The sequence below is a fragment of the Collinsella sp. AF38-3AC genome, assembly GCF_003474365.1.
Classification (GTDB): domain Bacteria; phylum Actinomycetota; class Coriobacteriia; order Coriobacteriales; family Coriobacteriaceae; genus Collinsella.
This window is the reverse complement of sequence record NZ_QROM01000020.1, coordinates 1-2866: the sequence shown is the minus strand read 5'-3', so window position 1 is coordinate 2866 and position 2866 is coordinate 1. Positions and strand designations below refer to the sequence as shown.

Below are 2866 nucleotides of genomic sequence, written 5' to 3'. Positions count from 1 at the left end.
ATGACCCAATCCAGGGGCACGGAAACGACAGGAGCCCCCGCTCGTGACCGCGGGTCGGGGCTGCGACAATGTTGTTGAAGTGCCAGAGGCGCAGCCGCGCCGCAACGAGGTTGGGAGGCTCCCGTGCCTAGATATTCTACCGCCTTCGGAATGGACGTACACCTCAGGTCCACCACCGTCTGCGCGCTCGACGCGGAGACGGGCGAGGCCGTGGCGAGGAGGTTCCGCGGTGTTAGCGTCAATCTATTTTTCGCCAGTTTCGCTAATCAAACGCGCCGTTCGCTCAAAGGCGGCTTCACCGCTTGCGCTAACGTATTTTCACCGATTCCGGTCACGCCTTGACGGGTCCGTCCCTCGGCAGGTCCTTCAGCCTGTAGGACCTGCCCGTTATCTTGACCAGGTGGCAGTGGTGGCACACCCTGTCCGCGATCGCGCTCGCCGCCACGTCGTCCCCGAACACCCTGCCCCAGCCGCTGATCCCCACGTTGGTGGTGATGATCGTCGAGCGCTGCTCGTAGCGCGTCGATATCAGCTGGAACAGCAGGTCCGCACCCGCGCTGCCGACGTCGAGGTAGCCGAGCTCGTCGATGATCAGCAGCCTCGAGTGGGCGTAGTACTTGAGCCTCTTCTTGAGGATGCCGCGCGACGAGGCGTCCTCCAGGTCCTCGACGAGCCGGGCGCAGTCCACGAACCTGACCTCGCGCCCCGCCCTGACCGCCTCGATGCCCAGCGCGACGGCGAGGTGCGTCTTGCCCACGCCGGGGCTTCCCACGAACAGGACGTTCTCGGCCCGCTCCACGAACCTGAGGGTCGCGAGCTCCTCGATCTCGGCGCGCGGGACCGACGGCTGGAAGTCCCAGTCGAAGTCCGCCAGCCCCTTGACGTAGGGGAACCCCGACGACCGTATGCGCTGGTTGGTGATCCTGACCTCCCGGGCGGCGACCTCGACGCGCGTCATCTCCTCGAGGGCGGAGGCGAAGCCCCGCTCGCCCGCGGCGACCATCCTCACGTAGTCGGGCAGGGACGCCGCCATCTCGTGCAGCCCGAGCGCGGAGAGGTTCGCCTGCGCCCTGATCGAGGGGCTGCCCTCCGCGACGGCACCCATCACGCCCCTCCGAGCGAGTCGAGCAGCGCGAGGTTGGCGCGCGCGGCCTCGGCGATGTCCGCGTCGGCCAGGCCCCGCTTCCCCTCGAGGGCCTGCTCGTAGTGGTCGGGGTCGTAGTTGATGGGCCTCGACGGCCCGGACGCGGCGTCGTGGACGGCGACCTCCTCGCCGGCCATCCTCACCACGACCTGACCGCCGGGCATCGCTATGACGCTCACGCGCCGGCCGATGCAGCGCCTGGGCACGGACCACTCCCTGCCGGCGGCCCTGACGAGCATGGTCGGCGGGACGGTCTGGACGCTCACGTCGCCCACCATCGACTCGAGGAGCCGGAGGTTCCCGATGGGACGCAGGCTCTCCTTCTCCCGCATGAACAGCGCGTCGGGCGGCAGGCCGGCGGTGCGGTTCGGCTCCGAGTTGGCCTGGGCCTCGACCCGGGCAACCGCCTCGGCGAGGCCGCCCCACCCCGTGAACTCGCCGCCGTAGGCGAGCAGGCGGTTCAGAAAGCGGTTGGCCGACTCGTCCTTGCCCTTGGTCTGCGGCGAGCGCGGCGCGCAGAGCCTGAGCTCGAAGCCGGCCTCCCGCGCGAACCGCCACGCCCTCTCCTGCCTGGTCCTCCTGCGGCCCGAGACGGTCACCAGGCACGACATGTTGTCCGTGATGCATTCCTCCGGGACGCCGCCGAGGCGGGTGAAGGTGGCGAGCAGGCAGGACAGCAGGTCGTCGAGCGTGCGGCTCCTGACCGGTATGAAGCGGTGCTTCCGGGAGTAGCCGAGCGTCGCGGTGAACACGCTGAACTCGAAGACCTCGCCCTCCGAGTCGACGAGCCTCATGCCCTCCTTCCAGTCGAACTGCAGCTGCCTGCCCGGGGGCGTCTCGAACCGCGGGTGCGGCTCGCGGCCGCCCGCGCCCCCAAAGGGCACGTCGCGCGCCCGGCACCACGCGGTGAAGGCGCCGTACCCGGGCAGCCCCTCCCCGCGGCCCTCGCGCAGGAACGCGTAGACGGCCATCTTGGTCATCCCGGGCAGCTGGGCCTTCGCGCGGATCTCCTCCTCGAGCGGGTCGAAGGCGCTGCCCCTCGCGGACCTCCCGTCGACGGCGGCCTCGCCCTCCCTCCAGTACTTGGCGACCGTGTGCCGGTCCATGCCGTGCCTCCTCGCGATCTCGCTGAAGTTCGGCTTGGCGCCGGACCCCCTGTAGACGTTCAGCTCTCCCATTACGTTTCGCTCCATATCCCGCTCCTCCCGGGTCGGATACCCGATCGGAGCATAGTTCCGTTTACGCAGTTGGTGAAAGTACGTTAGCGGGACTGGCGAAAGCGCGTTGGCGCATTCGGCGGGATACGTTTGCAAAAGTGGTTGATTTTAGATTAGCGCTAACACCCCGAGGACCTCACCGGCCGCCAGGCGTCGGCGCTCGAGGGGCTCAGGCGCACCGGCTCGGCGCTGTGGCGGGCCTACCTGCTCAAGGAGGGCCTGCGGGCGGTCTTCCGGGCGGGGCCGGGCGAGGCCGCCGACGAGCTGGACGGCTGGCTCGCGTGGGCATGCCGCAGCCGGATACCCCGCTTCGTGGAGCTGTCCCGCAAGGTTCGCAGGAAGCGCCGGGGCATACTCAGGTCGATAGAGCTCGGCGTCTCCAACGCAAGGGTCGAGGCGGTGAACAACAAGATCAAAGTGGCCATCAGGCAGGGCTACGGCTTCCGCAACATCGACAACCTGATCGCCCTCGTGATGCTCAGGTGCTCGGACCTGAAGCCGGCCC

Annotated in this window: 2 protein-coding genes and 1 pseudogene; 1 reads left to right on the top strand and 2 read right to left on the bottom strand. The window is 68.8% G+C overall.

Annotation, left to right across the window (positions count from 1 at the left end; all coding sequences use genetic code 11):
* Nucleotides 1-331: 331 nt before the first annotated feature.
* Nucleotides 332-1105 (bottom strand): IS21-like element helper ATPase IstB, encoded by a 774-nt coding sequence (gene istB / locus DW029_RS09710; RefSeq protein ID WP_055252271.1) that lies wholly within the window; start codon nt 1103-1105, stop codon nt 332-334.
* Nucleotides 1105-2337, bottom strand: coding sequence for an IS21 family transposase (gene istA / locus DW029_RS09705; protein ID WP_118345961.1), 1233 nt, complete (start codon nt 2335-2337; stop codon nt 1105-1107). The genes istB and istA overlap by 1 nt, the downstream gene beginning before the upstream one ends.
* Nucleotides 2338-2496: 159 nt before the next feature.
* Between istA and DW029_RS11905 the strand changes: the two are divergent.
* Nucleotides 2497-2866 (top strand): annotated as a pseudogene (locus tag DW029_RS11905) (transposase); the annotation flags it as partial.

What these genes read in the sequence shown, in the direction of transcription:
- istB (WP_055252271.1), bottom strand. Translation starts at nt 1,105, where the DNA reads ATGGGTGCCGTCGCGGAGGGCAGCCCCTCGATCAGGGCGCAGGCGAAC.
- istA (WP_118345961.1), bottom strand. Translation starts at nt 2,337, where the DNA reads ATGGAGCGAAACGTAATGGGAGAGCTGAACGTCTACAGGGGGTCCGGC.